The sequence below is a fragment of the Psychrobacter sp. M9-54-1 genome, assembly GCF_016613355.1.
In the GTDB taxonomy this organism is placed as follows: domain Bacteria; phylum Pseudomonadota; class Gammaproteobacteria; order Pseudomonadales; family Moraxellaceae; genus Psychrobacter; species Psychrobacter faecalis.
The window spans coordinates 73431-89598 of sequence record NZ_JADGFW010000003.1; the positions used below are offsets into that span (position 1 = coordinate 73431).

The 16168-nt window shown below is 40.1% G+C and carries 21 protein-coding genes and 1 other annotated feature; of the genes, 4 read left to right on the plus strand and 17 right to left on the minus strand.

Annotation, left to right across the window (positions count from 1 at the left end; genetic code table 11):
* Positions 1-124 precede the first annotated feature (124 nt).
* The 11 genes from IQ457_RS01055 to IQ457_RS01105 all read right to left on the minus strand — a co-directional run bounded on the left by IQ457_RS01055 (position 125) and on the right by IQ457_RS01105 (position 7688).
* The gene (locus tag IQ457_RS01055; RefSeq protein ID WP_200661732.1) at positions 125-2236 is read right to left on the minus strand and encodes a DUF3987 domain-containing protein; all 2112 of its coding nucleotides are present in this window, start codon (positions 2234-2236) and stop codon (positions 125-127) included.
* 106 nt (positions 2237-2342) lie between these two features.
* Positions 2343-2537 (minus strand): hypothetical protein, encoded by a 195-nt coding sequence (locus IQ457_RS01060; protein ID WP_200661733.1) that lies wholly within the window; start codon positions 2535-2537, stop codon positions 2343-2345.
* The gene (locus tag IQ457_RS01065) at positions 2524-2805 is read right to left on the minus strand and encodes a hypothetical protein (RefSeq protein WP_200661734.1); all 282 of its coding nucleotides are present in this window, start codon (positions 2803-2805) and stop codon (positions 2524-2526) included. The genes IQ457_RS01060 and IQ457_RS01065 overlap by 14 nt, the downstream gene beginning before the upstream one ends.
* Complete coding sequence (locus IQ457_RS01070; protein ID WP_200661735.1) at positions 2798-3073, minus strand: hypothetical protein; 276 nt, start codon at positions 3071-3073, stop codon at positions 2798-2800. The genes IQ457_RS01065 and IQ457_RS01070 overlap by 8 nt, the downstream gene beginning before the upstream one ends.
* Entirely contained in the window at positions 3070-3306 is a 237-nt protein-coding gene (locus tag IQ457_RS01075; protein WP_200661736.1) for a helix-turn-helix domain-containing protein, read from the minus strand. The genes IQ457_RS01070 and IQ457_RS01075 overlap by 4 nt, the downstream gene beginning before the upstream one ends.
* Positions 3307-3308: 2 nt before the next feature.
* The gene (locus IQ457_RS01080) at positions 3309-3548 is read right to left on the minus strand and encodes a helix-turn-helix domain-containing protein (protein WP_200661737.1); all 240 of its coding nucleotides are present in this window, start codon (positions 3546-3548) and stop codon (positions 3309-3311) included.
* A gap of 106 nt (positions 3549-3654) precedes the next feature.
* Positions 3655-4782, minus strand: coding sequence for a hypothetical protein (locus tag IQ457_RS01085; protein ID WP_200661738.1), 1128 nt, complete (start codon positions 4780-4782; stop codon positions 3655-3657).
* Between the two features lie 139 nt (positions 4783-4921).
* A complete protein-coding gene (locus IQ457_RS01090; protein WP_200661739.1) occupies positions 4922-5224 on the minus strand; it encodes a hypothetical protein in 303 nt (100 codons plus the stop codon).
* Positions 5225-5227: 3 nt separating this feature from the next.
* Positions 5228-5503 (minus strand): hypothetical protein, encoded by a 276-nt coding sequence (locus IQ457_RS01095; RefSeq protein WP_200661740.1) that lies wholly within the window; start codon positions 5501-5503, stop codon positions 5228-5230.
* A 38-nt stretch (positions 5504-5541) separates the two neighbouring features.
* Complete coding sequence (locus IQ457_RS01100) at positions 5542-6870, minus strand: tyrosine-type recombinase/integrase (protein ID WP_200661741.1); 1329 nt, start codon at positions 6868-6870, stop codon at positions 5542-5544.
* 593 nt (positions 6871-7463) lie between these two features.
* Positions 7464-7688 (minus strand): helix-turn-helix domain-containing protein, encoded by a 225-nt coding sequence (locus IQ457_RS01105; protein ID WP_062844818.1) that lies wholly within the window; start codon positions 7686-7688, stop codon positions 7464-7466.
* A gap of 196 nt (positions 7689-7884) precedes the next feature.
* Between IQ457_RS01105 and IQ457_RS01110 the strand changes: the two genes are divergently transcribed.
* Genes IQ457_RS01110 through IQ457_RS01125 form a run of 4 tightly spaced genes read left to right on the plus strand, consistent with a single transcriptional unit; the run spans position 7885 to position 9979 of the window.
* Positions 7885-8100 (plus strand): hypothetical protein, encoded by a 216-nt coding sequence (locus IQ457_RS01110; protein ID WP_011513303.1) that lies wholly within the window; start codon positions 7885-7887, stop codon positions 8098-8100.
* A 16-nt stretch (positions 8101-8116) separates the two neighbouring features.
* Positions 8117-9361: a site-specific integrase gene (locus IQ457_RS01115; RefSeq protein ID WP_200661742.1), complete on the plus strand. Its 1245-nt coding sequence runs from the start codon at positions 8117-8119 to the stop codon at positions 9359-9361.
* Positions 9358-9651, plus strand: coding sequence for a hypothetical protein (locus IQ457_RS01120; protein WP_200661743.1), 294 nt, complete (start codon positions 9358-9360; stop codon positions 9649-9651). Before IQ457_RS01115 ends, IQ457_RS01120 begins: the two co-directional genes overlap by 4 nt.
* 10 nt (positions 9652-9661) lie before the next feature.
* Positions 9662-9979, plus strand: coding sequence for a hypothetical protein (locus IQ457_RS01125; protein WP_242465309.1), 318 nt, complete (start codon positions 9662-9664; stop codon positions 9977-9979).
* Positions 9980-10090: 111 nt separating this feature from the next.
* Here the strand turns inward: IQ457_RS01125 and IQ457_RS01130 are convergent, their stop codons facing one another.
* The 6 genes from IQ457_RS01130 to IQ457_RS01155 all read right to left on the minus strand — a co-directional run.
* Entirely contained in the window at positions 10091-10405 is a 315-nt protein-coding gene (locus IQ457_RS01130) for a hypothetical protein (protein WP_200661745.1), read from the minus strand.
* Between the two features lie 97 nt (positions 10406-10502).
* Positions 10503-11722, minus strand: a protein-coding gene (locus IQ457_RS01135) for an IS3 family transposase (protein WP_200661746.1) whose coding sequence is annotated in 2 segments (ribosomal slippage) — positions 10503-11437 and positions 11437-11722 — 1221 coding nt in all. Because the reading frame shifts where the segments join, the coding sequence is not laid out codon by codon here.
* Positions 11331-11447 (minus strand) — a sequence feature (AL1L pseudoknot). Its footprint overlaps the gene before it by 117 nt.
* On the minus strand, positions 11691-12122 hold the full coding sequence (locus tag IQ457_RS01140; RefSeq protein WP_200661747.1) for a hypothetical protein: 432 nt from the start codon (positions 12120-12122) through the stop codon (positions 11691-11693). The genes IQ457_RS01135 and IQ457_RS01140 overlap by 32 nt, the downstream gene beginning before the upstream one ends.
* Positions 12123-12957: 835 nt before the next feature.
* Positions 12958-13647, minus strand: coding sequence for a hypothetical protein (locus IQ457_RS01145; RefSeq protein ID WP_200661748.1), 690 nt, complete (start codon positions 13645-13647; stop codon positions 12958-12960).
* A 234-nt stretch (positions 13648-13881) separates the two neighbouring features.
* Positions 13882-15537, minus strand: a complete 1656-nt coding sequence (locus IQ457_RS01150; RefSeq protein WP_200661749.1) for a WG repeat-containing protein — start codon at positions 15535-15537, stop codon at positions 13882-13884.
* Between the two features lie 60 nt (positions 15538-15597).
* Positions 15598-16168 (minus strand): IS982 family transposase (locus IQ457_RS01155; protein ID WP_200661750.1); only part of this gene is annotated, 571 nt, incomplete at its 5' end.

Here is a 16168-nt window from a genome sequence, read left to right on the forward strand (position 1 = left end):
GTTTTAAGTTCAGTTTAAGCAGTTTAAGCAAGCTTAAGATTTGGCTGTCTTAACAAAAAGCCCCTAACCATAAAGGATAGAGGCTAATTAAGCAGTTTAAGCAAGGTTTCTTAGGTATCAAACATTACTTATAAAGTTTTGGATTAATAGAGATAACTTTCATGCGGCCCTCTAATTCTTGTTTGATATGTCCAGCGGCTTCTAACTTATCAAGCTCATTTTGCAATAGCTTGGTGTTTTTACGCATCGGACTAGGTGCATTATTTGATATGTAAGTCCTACCTAGTTTATGCGGTGTTTTACCTTTTGCTTTATCCACTAGCCAGTTGCTTAACTTCTCACTGTCGTTCTGTTCGCCTGTGGGCATTGCATCAAGATAACGTAAGCGTTCAGTAGTTGAATACTCCACTAACATAAAGGCGCGTTTTATATCATCAGTGGTAACGGTTTTGCGTCCATCAAAGAATGCCATTAGTGAGGCTATGCGCGTGGCATTTTCTGCCATACGTGAGGCGTAAGCTTTGAGATATTCTAAAACCTGTCCGCTTGCTTGGCGGTTCTCTATTGCTTGCATACCGTCCTCAAAAGCCTGTAATGCTTCATTGCTTGCCCATTGCATTTTAATGCGACTAGGTGCGCCTGTGCTGTCGTTTGGTAGATTGGCTGGCAGTGGGTCAAGTAAGCTTTGACAGCGTGACCAGTAGTCTATTAAGCAAGGGTTATCATGTGGCCTGTCATTTCTACGCTTTGGATCATTCCATACTCTTTTACCCCGTAAGTCCTCAGGGCAAGCAATCATAGCCCGTGCTAGAAAACCTTGTCCGCTCATCAGTGGGTCGGTTAATGCTTTCTCTAAGACTACGCGCTGTCCTTGTAGTAAAAAAGTCATACGCACATCATAAGCTTTGGTTCTTGGATTGGCGTAAGCGTTCTTTTGCGAGCGTGTGCGGCCTGCTATTCCACTGCTATAAAGCTTGGTTATCGCACTTAACGCACTGCCAGCGGTGTCACTTTTCATGGTGTGGCCATTAAAAAATTGGCCTGCTTCATCAGTGGATAAACTGGCGTTATACATCTCACCATCAATAAAACGATCAATAAGCGGTTCAATCGTTGCATCGTCAAACATAGTAACGGGGTTAGGCGGCTTTGGGTTTTCATCTAAAAAAGCGGCTCTGTCTTTACCTTTTAGGCTTAATAGATTATTTTCCCATGATGATACGTCACTTAAATAATTAGAATATAGCTGCTTTTCATGCTGATCTATCTTAAAGTGACTTAGGCCCATTACTTGTGTTTTGCCTGTACCGCTTTCGCCCTCTGTAATGATAATAAGGCTCGTTGGCTTGTGTTCGCTGCCCATCGGTGCATCAATATGCGCTTGCCCTATATGGGCTATTGCACCTAAAACGGCTTGCCCTGCCATTGCTAACGGTACTTGCGTATAGTAAGCAATCGCTTCTATTGGCTTTCTTAATATTGGCGGCCATGCTTCTATTGGGTAGGGTGTCGGTTTGCTTGGGTCGCTTGCGAGCGGTTCAGGGTTTGGCCATGCTGTGCTTCTTAGCTCAATGACTTGTGTATCATCAAGGGCTAATATATTTGCATAGCTTAGCTTGGTATATTCTAAATGCTCTAATACTGTCCTGTCACTGGTCGCTATAACCTTTACGTTATGACCTGCCAGCGGCTTACTTACCTCGTCTGCCTTGTCTAATGTCGTAAAGATAGTAACGGGCCTATCTTGTGATAAGTGCTTAACGGTGTCATTAAACAGCCATTCATTAGGACTAATAGCCACTGTTACGTGGTCATTTTTTAGGCATTCGCCTAACGCCATACCATCATCAAGGTTGTTTACTGCGATAAGCTCGCTATCATTGCTCAATGGGCCAATAAGGTAAGCAGACGGCTGGCTAGTATCGGTTATGATCGGTTTGGTATGATTATCAGCATTCAAGCATAGTAAGCTTACCGCCTCATAATCTTTGTTGTGCAAAACTAGCCCTATAGTGCCTACTGTGTCTAGCCTTTCGCCTGCATATTCGCCTTTAACTGGTGTCACTTTGTCATCAATAACAAGCAAGCTTTTAGGGTTCAATAATGGGTAGTTTTGGGCTAAAATATTAAAGCCTGATAGTGCTTCAATAGTTGCTATTGGATAGTCGCCTAAAATGCCAGATAAGCCCACCTTGCCGTGGGTTTTTTCTTGGCTGTCGGTTGGTGTGGTGGTCATTTATTACCCCTTGCTTTTGACTGGTTCGGCTTGCGCTGCTCTCTATACTTCTTGTAGTAGCTTTTGCGCTTGGCGTGCTTACGGCTCTGTTTGGGTGGGTAGGTTTTCATTCTGCCACCTCCTCAATAACAAAAATCTTTGGGTTGTTTGGCTGGCAAGCTACTAATGATATTAGTAAGCCAATGCCTATAACCCATGCCATAAAGACGATAAACCTAAGTAATAAGCCGCGTTTTTGCGGTTGGCTGTTGCTGTGCGGCCCGTGGCTGGATTTTGAATTGCTTTTGTTATCTTTGCTCATCTCTTACCCCCTCAACGTTGAAAGCGATTTCTGCTATGCGTGTCGATAGCCCTTTCAATGACTCCACTTGCCTATTGCCTGTCGGTAACGCACAGCGTAAAGCTAGTAATTGGTTTTCTACTTCTACGATCTCAATCAGGCTATTAATGGCGGTCACATTGGCATGTAAGGTAATGATTAGCTGGTCAATAAAATCATCAGTTATCATCAAAAAGCCCTCATCTTTTAACCTGTCTATGACTTCGTTTACTAGGTCGTCATTACTCATAGTCATTCACCTTGATTTCAGGTAATAAGATAAGCCCACTCAACATCTCGCTAACGATACTTGCCAGCTCACTATTAGCCAGTAAGGCAGACCTTACAGCGACTATAACGCCACGGCTTGCATCATCATCGGTATTGATAGCACTAAGTGCCATTGCTAGGTGCTCGCTATCGTTTGACAGATCTTGTATGCGTTCATCAATGACAGACAGATAATAGCTATCTACTGCCACTAGGCGCGGCTCTAATATGTCGTTTGATTGGCTCATGATTGCACCTCATTAGCTAGATTATCGGCATCAATCCAATAAACGTTCCAATGCTTGCCGTCTTGATCTACTCGCTTGCGCTGTATGGTTAAGCCCGTGTTTTCTAACTGATTAATGCGAGTGGGTAGCGTGGCTATTCTATAAAGTTCGATAGCTTGCCAGCGTGTGATTGATTGACCAGTTAAAAGATGGTCTTTGATTATTTGGTTTTGGCTGCGTTTTGGCTTATCCATGACTAAGCCCCCTCATTAGTAGCGTTTAAATATTCCACAATATCGCTACCTTTAAAGTAGTAAACGCCATTGATAGATAAGGGCTTTGTTATCGTGCCAGCTTTGATCCAGCGTCTAATGGTTTCAGGGTGTTTTTGGAATACATCAGCTATTTGCTTAACCTGATAAAGCTCTTTTGGGTTCGCTAATAGATAAGCTAGATTTAGCTTATTGGTGGGTGCTGCGTGGGTAGTGTTAGGCATTGCCTTAACTCCTATTCAGTTAATGAAAGTTGTTAAGGCTTATTGTGCGGTGTGGGGCGTTGTAAGTCATTGCAGATGCAATTTAGGCATTGCAGATGCAATTTAACTATTTTTTAGCGTTCTCATTCATTTTCTTGTTAGCATCAGAAAGAAGATTATTAACTACTCTAGCTTTTAAACCGTTAATATTCATTGAGTCTATATATTCTGTTAATGCACTTTGAGTAGGACTTTTTTTACCCTTATCTGTATCACTTTGAAATAAATAACCTGTAATCTCAGTATTCAAAAGCATATCTTTCATTGTAGCTATGAGAAGAAGAGCACTATCCTTAATATTTAAGTCATTTTCTGCAGCTTCGTACTTTTCAAGCCTTTCTTCGAGATTTTTTACTTTCTTTTCCAGTGCCATTGGATAACTATTCATAACGTTATCTATCATATTGGGCGGTATATTTATTTCTAAAGGTAATTTAAAATCATCATCATCTTTCAATATAAGTTTTATTGTAGGGCTTATAAGTTCATCATAGACACTAGTTAAAATATCGTCATTAAACCCTTTAATGATCTTTTCATCTTCAAATAAAACTAATTTAAGTAAATATGTAGGAATACCTAGCCATTGTTCATCAATATATAAACGCTCGTTTTTGATGTTTTCGATTATGTATTTCCTAGCTGAAATAAAATCCCAGTCTTCGGTTATGTCCAAAGCTCCAATTCTTTCAGAAATACTTCTAGGATAATCCCTTGATATAAGACAAGCAGCTTCAAGCAATGAAACATGAGAATGATTTTGTATGGATTTAGGGCTATCCCATAGTTTCAAGAAGCTAGAAAAGGTTTCATACCCATCAGCATTGTTATCCTTTTCTTTAATTGTATCTTTAAATTCAGGTATGCTTTCAATCTCTTTTTTCTTCAAATATAAGTTCTTATATGTCAGATATTCATCTTTTTTAATACCGCCTGTATAGTCATAACCATAAGCTACTAATCTATTAGAAAACTCCTTAAATGTATCATTCGATTTATTTAGGGTGGCAGTGAGTTTATCATCTACAGTAAAGGTGCTTACTTTATCTTGTAATTCAAAATATTGCATAGCTAAAGCAATATTGGCTATCTGTTCATGTTCTTCATTGTGAATTTTATCAATGAAGACACAAACATTAATATATTCTTTATTAAACTCATTTTTCTTCTTCTTAAAGGATTTAAGAAAGTCCATAATCATGCCTTACTTGTCATTCATACCTTAATAAGAATAGGTGCAAGGCATGCCAGCTTAAGGCATGAAATAGCTGGCGTTCGGGTAATTAGTCCTAGCCTTGCATGGTCATTGTAGCGGTGTTATCCGCTAGATAGAGTTATGCTGTTAATCGTCTATCGCGTCTTACTAGGCTTTCATAATAGCCAGTGATCTTTAAAGTGATATTGTCATGCTTTTTAGATAGGCGTTGCATCTCTGTAACTGCCAACTCATAAGGGAATGAGTTCATTAATGTTTTGCCGTCATCTGTTTTAAAGTCGATAGGCTCACCATCTTGTAAAATAGAATAACAAGGTGAGTATTCAAAGCCGTCATATTCTGCACCATCTGGCGGTAGATTATCCCAAAATGAGCGGTCATCTAATTGCTGGCGTGTTGGTTTGGCATCTAAAATCATCATGGCTTATGCTCCAATTTTGGGGTTAATAACTGCGCTATCATTGATTAAATGGGTCATGCTTTCATGGTCGTTCTGTATCATTGCCGCTGTATTTTCTAGGCTTTCTATCATCACATTAATAGCGCCTTTTAACTGCGCTATGTTGCCGCTTTCACTTGCCAGCCTTGCCACTGCGATAACGTGCTCTATGCGTTCGACTTGATAAAGCATGTCTGTATGCAAGTCATCTAGACAAAAAGCGTTAATAGCAATTGTGCTTTCATGGTTAATATCATTCATTGTGTTGATCTCCATTGGTGGGTTTTGTTGGTTAGGTTTTAGCCGTGGTTCTGTTTGGCTGCTTTCTTAAAATCAGCATGAATAACATTGTCAAACTTACCTGCTTTAATATCGTCTAGGTAGTTCGCCCATGCTGTCATCATATTAGCTTTTTGATGTAGTAAATCCATACGGCTATAAGCAGTGCCATAAGCGTTAAGCATGCGGTGGCCTAGTGCCAGTTCGGTTATCAGTTCATCGTAACCTAGCCGCTCCATTAGCATAGTTTTTGCGCTACTTCTAAAACCGTGTGGGCTGTGAATATCTTTATAGCCTAGTCCGTTATTCATTAGATCACTATTTAATACTTTGTTGATTTCTTGGGTATGGTGGTAAGGCTCTTTTTTGCGTCTAGGGTTATGAAATACATACTCGCTATCACCTGTTAAGGCTTGCATCTGCTCTAATATAGCAATGGCTTGCGGTGCTAGTGGTATAACGATACTGGCCACCATATCGCCTCTATTGCCAGACTTTTGCGGTTTAAACTCCCATTGTTTTTTAAGCCAGTTAATATCACTCCATTTCATAGTACAAGCATCACCAATGCGAACAAACGTAAGCGATAATAGCTGTAATATTCTTTTATTATAAAGCTGGCTTGCATCGTCTAGCTGGTCAATATCTCTTAGCAGTTCGGCAAACTCTTTAGGGTCTGTTAATGATGGGCGGTGTTGTGTTTTGGGGCTTTTAAGCGTTCCTTGTAGGTCGCTTGCTGGGTTGTACTCAATAATCATATGAGCCTTAGCTATTTGTAAAATGCTTTTAAGTATGATCTTAGCCCTTAACCCTTTGTTGAGATGCGTTTTTTGTATATCTTGAATAAACCTTATAACGATACTTGGCGTTATATCTGTTACTTTCATATGCCCTAGTTTTTGTTTGATGGGCTTAATTAGTAGCTGATTGTTATATATTGTTTTTGCGCTCAGGTTCTTACTATCCTGTAATGCTTGCCACTCATTAATGAAATGATTAAGTATGTTTTGACGATCGGTTATTTCTTGCCGTTTCTGTGTTTCTTTGTTCTCTAAAGGGTCTATATCTTTGGCTAGCAGTTGCATATTGTCGTTGTGATATTGACGGGCATCGGCAAGGCTTAACGCTGGGTATTGTCCTAGCGTCATATAAGGGCGTTTGCCAGTAATTGGGTGGGTATAGCGATGTCTAAAGTCGGCTGTAGCGTCTGGGCTATCTTTATGCGGTCTAACTCTTAGCTCTAAGCCCTTATAGCCAGCAATAGGATAAATAGTTGTCTTGCCAGCTTGAGTAGCTTCTCTTATGACCTTTGGTATTTGTGAGTCTAGTTTTATCTCTTGCTTTGCCATTGCCTTAACCCTTTTTGATAGCCATTCTGGTAGCCACTTTGGTAGCCATTTGGAATGTTTTATATTATAGAATAATGTTGTACGTTGTAGTACATGATATATCTATAAATGCTCAATATCAATAGAATAAAGGCTTTAAAGGGTTATTTTGTTATTCCTTAAGTTATGAAGTTGTATGATGTAAATTGAAAAAAAGCCTCTTAATAGTGAGGCTTTTTTTTGTCCAATTTTCAAGGGTTATAGCGTTTTTCAGCATGAGCTATTCAGTCTAATTGCTAAGTTTATCTAACATATTAAAAGCTCAAAAATCAGCACCGTGACCAAAACGTGACCATTTCGTGCCCATGCTATAAATACTGATTTCGTAATTGACCCCAACTTATTATTCTTATCTTTATAAAAAACCATCCTAAGAAAATATTTTTTAGCATGGTTTTTACTTTTTCACTGCTTTTGCAAATTAAGCTCATTGCGTGACCAAAACGTGACCAAATCATGAAAAAGCAATTATTAATAATAACCCCAACCTTAATTTCACACCTTGAAACGCATTATATATATGGCTCTGCCACTTCTTTCAACTTTGTAGATCCTCAAGACTCTTCATCATCTTTATTATTTGGCTTATAAATAAATAAGTCACCCACCTGCACATCTAAAAACTCACATAACTGGTCGATGGTATTGAAATCAATTCTTGAGGACTCTTCATTGTATAGCTTATGAAGTGTTGATTTACTCATACCTGTTGCTCTTACAACATCTGCTACACGCAACTTTTTCTCTGCCAAAATTACAGGGAGTTTAGACACAATCATAATTAATACCTCTTTTCGGGTAAAAATGCTTTACATTGAGGTAAAGAGACAATATAGTACACAAATCGGTTACTAATTACCTCTAAGCGGGTAAATAATAGCTGATACTTCAAAGATGCATTTTTACAGACTGATAAAATAATTTTTATTCTATCACTTAATGCAATGACTTAATAACTGAAAAGAGGTAAATACCATGAGCAATACTTATTTAACAACTGATGAGTTAGCCGAACGCATCAAGTACGACGCACGTACTATCCGCAATCAAATGAAAGACACCGTTTTGATTGAAAACATTCACTACATACGCCCTTTTGGCGGTCGCAAGATTCTTTACGTATGGGAGCGTATCGAAGAGGATATGTGCAAGCCGGTTATGAGCGCCATCAACGGTATGGCACTTCAATAATAGAAGGAGATTTATCATGGCTACTATACAAGGACGGTTTGGCAAACTAATTGCCGACTTCTACTACCTAGGTATACGTTGTCGAGAAAAGACTAGCTTGGAAGATAATCCAGCTAACAGAAAAAAATTAGCGACTGTTTTGAAAAAGATAGATGCAGAAATAACCCTCGGTATCTTTGACTATGGCGCTTACTTTCCGAAGAGTACGCGTTTAAAAGAGATGACAGCACTGGCTGATAGAGCGGAAGCTTGTATCAGTCGTAACCCTACCTTTAAGCAGTTTTCCGAGATTTGGTATGAGGAGAAGAAGATTGAATGGCGGCCAAGCTATCGTCAAAAGACGCAGATTATTTTAAATAAGTACTTGTTACCTGAGTTTGGTGGCAAAGCAGTACATGCGATAAAAAAACCAGACTTGCTGACCTTCCGTAGCTCCCTCGCCAAAGTTCGTTACGGTAAAGATGGTCAGTCAAGTCTGTCAGTAGCACGAATCAATCAGATCATGATACTTCTTCGTATGATACTAGAAGAAGCATCAGATCGCCATGAGTTTGAGATGCCTTATAAAAATATTAAGAATCTCAAGCAAGCTCGTCCGGATGTAAATCCGTTTACATTGAGTGAGGTATGGCTGATTTTAAAGCATGTACGCGCGGACTATAAGCCTTACTATACCATTCGCTTCTTTACAGGGATGCGTACCAGTGAGATCGATGGGCTTAAGTGGGACTGTATTAACTTTAATCGCCGTGAGATAAGTATCCGTGGTGCGTTAGTAAACGGTGAGATGGGGCCAACCAAGACGTTGGGCTCACAACGTGATATTGCGATGTCACAGTTAGTGTATGACGCCCTATTGGAGCAGAAAGCACGTACCTATGGTAAGTCAGAGTTTGTGTTTTGCAACTCACAAGGCAATCCGATGGAGTATCGCAATGTGAACCGGCGGGTATGGAAACCTACGCTTGCCCTGCTCGGTCTTAAACATAGGCGTGCTTATCAGACTCGGCACACGGCAGCAACGCTTTGGCTGGCTGCTGGTGAGAACCCTGAGTGGATAGCTCGGCAGATGGGTCACAGCAGTACGGAGATGCTGTTTCGGGTGTATAGCCGTTATGTGCCTGATATTACCCGACAGGATGGCTCAGCAATGGATAACTTGCTACTGGCGAGCAAGGAGAAGCTAACCAGCGCATCGAATAGCTCTGACACTGAAGCACTCATCACGAATGCACAAACTGACAAGGATACGTCACAATGAAAATCATTAATTTTGAAGAGCTGTTTAGCGAGTTTAAACGGGATGGCGCGATCAGTGAAGATGCGAACCTTATTGCTAATGCATTGATGCGTGAGTTGTATATTTCATCGGGTCATAACCTCGCACGCTTCTTGGGAGTGAAGCGCTGCTTTGATAACGATATGGCACTGCGTGTATGGGTGCAGAAGCGCTTAGATGCCAGTCTTGACTATGTGATTGAGGATATGTGTTGTCAGCTTCAGAGCGAGCTTTACGAGCTATTACCGCAGTCTGGCTATGGCGGCTACTAAGGAGAATGTGATGAGTGTAAAACTTCAGCCAAATATGACGCAGAACGCACGCGATTTAAAAATCTGTGAGGATTACTGGGCATATGATAACGAAAGTGATTATATCGCACATGTAGAAACCGTCTGTGAAAAGTATAAAATAAGCCCACAAGTACTATTCAAAACAATCGGTGAATGTTTTGCTTATTTAGATGATGTGCTTTGTGAGTACTGCGGCTATGTTTGTCCCTTACAAATACCAGCAGACATTCCGTATATGCGCTCAAAAGACAGTTGGTGCTGTGAGGTATGTGAGCATGCTGTATGGCGGGAACATAATAGTAGATAAGTTATTATAAATTTTAAAGCCAGGCAGCTTGGGTTGCCTGGCTTTTTCGTATGCAATATATTTTCTCTTAAATATAGTCCAAATTTAGTGTGCCACTACACTATTGCAGAGCTAAGAATAAGGATTCCCTTGCAGCTCATTCTCCCATCTGTACTCTTCTTTTAATTTAACATTGCCTTCTTTATCTATACGTATATCTAAACTTAAAGTTCTATCTTTTAGATTCGGAAATAGACTGGGATAATATATACCCCAGCCAATTGGTATAGCAATACCCATAGGATTACCCTCAGGCGTTTTGCCTTCATATTTCTTTAAAGTACTTTTGACATCGACAGTATAGGTTTGCCATGCAGAGGCAGGTAATTGCGCGATGGCTTGGTTCCTGTTTTTATTACCAAGCGCTATCCATTCAGTTCTAGACACAACTTGACCATCTATAGTTATATAGTTTACTGCTGATACATCGCTATCTTCAACATTGTGAACCGCCCCGACTTTATCGGAGGCTGATTTACTTTAGTCAGGCAGCAATGCCTGACAGGATTAAATTATCATAATACCGCTTTTCAAACTCAAAAGGTGACACATAACCAATCGTGCTATGCAGTCGTGTTTTGTTAAACCAATCGACCCATTCAAGGGTTGCCAGTTCAACATCGTTCACACCAGTCCAGTTCTGTTTTAAATAATGAATCACCTCAGACTTATAAAGCCCGTTGACCGTTTCAGCTAATGCATTATCGTATGAATCGCCTGTCGTACCGACAGAAGCTATAACACCGCATGTAGCCATTTTATCAGTATAGCGAATGGATAAATACTGAACCCCTCGATCACTGTGATGAATCACATCTTTGGGATAGTTTCTATCTGCTATTGCTTGATTTAACGCCGCCATCACCATATCTGTGTTCATACGATTAGATACTTTCCAGCCCACAATAGCGCGAGCAAACACATCAATAATAAAAGCGGTATACACCCAGCCGCTTATCGTCTTGATATAAGTAAAGTCTGCCACCCAGAGCTGGTTAGGGCGATGAGCGCTAAAGTTACGATTGACTAGGTCATCAGCACGCTTTTGATCATCACGGCTGTGAGTTGTTATTTTACCCTTACCGCGCCAGACACCTTGTAGGCCATGCTGTCTCATTAAACGCTCTATGGTACAACGAGCAACCTTTAACCCGTCAGCTTTCATCTGCTGCCATACTTTACGCGCACCGTAACGGCATTTGCTGTCCTGCCAGATACGTTTAATCTCGCTGATGTAAAAGTCGTCATGTTGACTGCGCAGTGAGCGTTTTTCAGGGTAGCTCTCCAAGTCTTTAGCACGGTGATAGGTTGATGGGGCAATCGGTAATACTCTACAGATCAGCTCGACCCCATAATTATTCTTATGATCGTCGATGAATTGAATCATGATTTTAGTCAGCGGTCGAGCTCCGCCTGGGCGAAAAAAGCAGCAGCCTTACGTATAATCTCATTGGCTTGCTTGAGCTCTTTATTCTCGCGTTCAAGCTCTTTAATACGTTGCTCTTGGCTTTGGGCTTGCACTGAGGCAGGAATAGTTTGATCTATGTGCTTTTTATGCCATGACCGCAGGGTTTCAGGCGTACAGCCAATCTTAGGTGCAATTGCTTGAATAGCTGGCCAGGTGGAAGGATAGTCGCTTAATGCTTCAATCAGCATGCGAACGGCGCGGTCTTTAATCTCGGGGGTGTAGTGTCGTGTTTTCATCGTTGTATTCTCTCAGAATGTTGAGTCTCCGACAATACCGGGGCGGTTCATTGACTTGAATTTGTTTCCCTTGAAATCGTTTAGTATCTTCTTCATCATCAAACCAGACGGCATAAGTGATAGTGAATTTATCAGGAGCCTTACCTTCAAATACACAGCTTACCCCGACGAAATACTCAGCATTATTATCTTCGTATGGATGTCTCGGCTTGCATTTCTTAAATATGCTCGTATTTTTAATGACTATTAAAGAATCTTCCCCACCCGCACTTATACCTTCTACATTAGTTGATGCGCAGGCCGTTAAGGTTATACTGCTTAACAGTAAAAGGCGGAATCGCTTTATAAGCTGAATACGCTTTCTAATTACTTGATAAGTTGTTACTAGTGCCGATTGCATAGCCTTTATCCTTTAGCCATTGAACGTATGAGTTTATTCTTATTTTCTCTGCCTTACTGGTGTCATATAAAATAGTATCGTTTGCCTTCAGCGCCCTATATTCCTTTCGATATTGCTGTTTAGACTTACCAATACAAATCAGCTGACCACTGCTACAGGACTTCGCTGTCGCCATTGCTTCTGAAATCTCTTTTATTTTCTTAAATTTATTTTGTTTTCTACCCTGAAACTGTACTGTATTTACCCAGTTTAATTTTAGATGGGATTGAGTGACAAACTGGCTAGATCCTTTGATGCTTTGCTTTACCTATAGAAACCCTCTAGAAGGATCAAACTGAGATATATTCGCTTCAATTCCCAATACTTTCAATACCGCAACACTGTCATCAATGATAGGTTTAGTCACTTTCTTGTAGGCAGGCATTAGGCACTTTAAAGCCTACTCCAGTATTTTTTGCTTCATTGATGACCCACATTAAGGCAACGTCAGACAAGTCGCCTTATGATAACGAAAGTGGTTATATCGCACATGTAGAAGCGGTCTGTGAAAAGTATAAAATAAGCCCACAAGTACTATTCAAGACAATCGGTGAATGTTTTGCTTACTTAGATGATGTCCGATGCGAATACTGCGGTTATGTGTGCCCTTTACAGATACCAGCAGACATTCCGTATATGCGCTCAAAAGAGCGTTGGTGCTGTGAGGTATGTGAGCATGCTGTATGGCGGGAACATAATCATAGATAAGTCGTTCAAATTTTAAAGCCAGGCAGCTTGGGTTGCCTGGCTTTTTTCACCTTGATACATACAAGGTTTCGACATTCATTGGGATTAATTAACTTACATTACAAGTTATCTTTTTGCCTTTGCTATTGGTGTCCCAGCCATACTTATTAATAAACTGACCTAATTTATTTTTTTCAGGAGTGACTATAGACATAGTGTAACCTTGGGTTTGAAATGTACTTGTTACCACATAGCTCTCAATCTGTGAGCTAGCTAAATATAAGTCATTTTTAGCAGGAGAGAGCGAGGCGATATTTTTTGGCATCATATAAGCTTGTTGAAAGTCTACTGATGCTCCTGTTTCGTAACTACGACCTTCACCATCATCGCTAGTTTCGCTAACGGAAACGTTTTTAAAGTTGCAGTTACTTTTTAATGGAACATTACCTTTTAGTTTATCCAGTCTAACGAATTTTGAGCTCTGGGTATTGCCCGCTCCCCATGTACGAGATTCTATTACGGCAACTTCTGGACGCTCTTTATTCCCGTAAAAAGTAATCGTGGTCTGGGGGTTATCTTCACGAATAGTTTGCGTCATTGTATAACGATTTTTATTTTCGCTATCCCGTTCTAATTTACCCATATTTGGCAAATTGGCAAAGTTTTTCCACGTCCAAGTATTGTTACGCATTTTTTCGACGGTTGGTATCACTGGGCGTGTATCAAAAACTTCAGAAAAATTACTCGCAAAGCTTAACGACGGTACCAAAAACAGTGATGCCAGTAGGTATTTATTCATAATTGTATCTCGATTATTTTAAAAAATTTATTGAGCTGATAAGCTTTTACTTAAAAACGCTAATATTGCTTGCTGAAAGTAACCCTCTTGACGACGTTAAGAGGGTTATTCGATGAGTATGAGGCTTAATAAGTGCAAGTAACCGTCCTTTTTTCTGAATAGAATATGTAAGTCATTATCTTTAAAATATAAACTTACCTGTCCTTGTTCATAATATTAAAAGCACATTTCTGATTATTTAAAGGTACAAACAACTTCGTCATAATTGTTATTAATATTTTGTAGCTCTAGGTTCAGATGCTTATATTCAGGCTTAAAAAACTCTTCTAAACTTTTTGCAATGCCAAATTCTGCACTGGTACCAGAATTACCAGGCATTATGGCATCATAAATATACAAGGGTTGAAACCCTTTCTTTTCCCATTTATAAAACTTTTGGACAAAACCTGAATCAACATCACAATTAGACGGAATACGGGTCAAGTCTTTTTGACTAAAGAAGTCGCTAATCTCATAAACACCTCTGAGAAGCTCATCTTCCATAACACCTTGACCTGAACCAAGAGTAATAATATTCGGCTGTCTCTTGGTACCATATGCTGACATCGAACTGGTTTCATTTAAACTTGCACTGATAGAATAGTTTGGATCCTCGGGACGATAGCCATTTTTAACCGGTGTTTTCTCAAACCATTCTTTCGCATAGGGTATCGCCGCTAGTTTATCCCACGTCCAATTCTCATTAGGCTTTAAGGCAATATAATCAGTTATCGCAACAAATTGTGGGGCATCAGCACTCTTCGCTTCTGAAGCTTTCTCATCTAAGTTATTAGCCTCATCATCGAGTTGATTATCAGTAACGCCTATACCATCTGGGCATTGAGTTTCACTACCTTTTTTATCAATGCAGAAGGTACGGCCCTCTTTATCATTAACAACAGCAATACCGTTATTAAAATCTATGATGCCTTCACTATCATCCCAATAAGCCTTAATAAACTGCATGGGGATTACAAGCTTACCTGTCTTATCAATGTATCCGTATTTAAGATTATCACTGTTTTCTTCGTAGCTAAAGACAGCAGCCAAGCCATCTGAGAAATCATTGACCGTTTCATATTTTAAGGTTATCAGAATAATCGCTTTGTTTTTTGTATCAACATAACCCCATTTACCGTCTTTCTTAACGGCGATGAGCGACTCACTTAAGTTGCCCATACTTTCATACATAAAGGGTATGACCACCTCATTTTGTTTATTAATCAGTCCATATTTACTTTCATAATCTTCTGGATCTTTAGGTGGATGAGCAGCTGTGGCAAAGCCCTCTTGGAAATCAGCTAAAGCTTGGTATTCAAACGGGATAACCGTTTTACCCTGTTTATCAATAGCACCATACAGACCTTCAGCACTGACAATAGCAAGTCCATCAGAGAAACTGCTTGCCCACTCGTACTTTGGCTCTATAACAACTTTGCCCTTGGTGTCAATAAAACCATATTGATCGTTTTGACTGACAGCAGCCAAGCCTTCTGAAAAGTCATTAAACTCTAACGACTCCCCACCCTCTCCTGCCACGATCGCATCAAACTCAAACGGAATAATTAATTGTCCGTCTTTATCGATATAGCCCACTCTATTGGTTTTGTCATATTCATCGTTACTCTGCTTAATCACCCCTGCAAGCCCGTCTCTTAAGCAACCGACTTTATCGTAGCCCTCTACATCAGGTACAACGCACTTTTCTTCTTTTTTATCATTTTCAACTTCAGCAGTATCGGCTGCCTTTTTTTCACTTACTGACGATGGCGTCACTTCAGCATTATTTTTGTCACTACATCCTGATATGGCGAGAAGGCTAAAAACTAAGGGTAGATAAATAGGTTTCAATGCAACAGTCCTTGTTAAGTGCGGATACTTAGAAGTAAGTTTAAGAGTTATACCCCACTCTCAACTTGAAATAAGCAATTCAAACTGAAGAGGCGGATTACCAAGTTTTTTGTTGAGTACAAAGCACAGATTGTGTGAAAGAATCTTACGAATCAATCGATGAGACAAATGCCATAAATCTCTTGCTCTCACTCTTTGTATGTTAAATCGTTCTGATAGCTGACCAATGACTGTTTCAACGATACGGCGGACTTTCATCAGCTGTCTTACCACAGGTTTGGGTCTATCCTCTTTCATGTTGGCTCTGAGTGGCGTTTGTAAATCCACGCCTTGAGCATTGTAGTACGATGTCAGACTAGGGCTGATATACCCTTTATCAGCACCGAGCAAACCATAAATATGGTCAGTAATATCAGGCGCAACCGCTCTTTCATCAACATTGGCAGGGGCAAAGGTAAAGCCTTTAATCATGCCCGATAAGTTAACAAGCAAATGTCCCTCAAAGCCATAGTATCTCTCTTGCTTAGCCGCACAGTAGCTAAAAGCTGCTAAGTCTTGATAGTTTTTATGCCGATAAGCGCGTCCATAATGACAGACGGGTATCGGAAAGCCATCCATAAAATGGATGTTG